This is a genomic window from Herbaspirillum sp. VT-16-41, from assembly GCF_001994935.1.
GTDB lineage: Bacteria > Pseudomonadota > Gammaproteobacteria > Burkholderiales > Burkholderiaceae_D > Herbaspirillum > Herbaspirillum frisingense.
On the sequence record NZ_MUXB01000246.1, the window covers coordinates 1 to 358 of the forward strand.

The window sequence follows — 358 nt, forward strand, 5'->3', positions numbered from 1 at the left end:
CATTACTAACAAAGTTCTCAAACCTAATGAAAATAGCCAAAAATGAAAATGAAATCGACATGCAACGGACCATTTCTAATAGCTTACAAACGTTTGGGGTACCTATGGAACTCGTGTTTCGAACAGCGAAGAAAAAGAAAACCAAAATCGATATTATTCAAGATGTATCGGGATCCGTTATTAAAAGTGCGGAGTTTTTATCCCTATTTGTCGTTCTTAGTCATAAACAATTCCCCGGGTAAGTCCGGACTTTTGCTTTTGTCGGTAAATTGGATGAAACCACACATTTCTTTGAAACAGAGGATATAGTAAAGGTAGTGAAAGATTCGCTTATGAAAGCAAATATTGATTATAGGGG

General features: G+C 36.0%; 1 protein-coding gene. It reads left to right on the forward strand.

From position 1 onward, the window contains the following. A partial coding sequence (locus BTM36_RS26970; protein ID WP_217349666.1) for a VWA domain-containing protein occupies positions 1–242 on the forward strand: 242 nt, incomplete at its 5' end. Between the last annotated feature and the right edge of the window lie 116 nt (positions 243–358).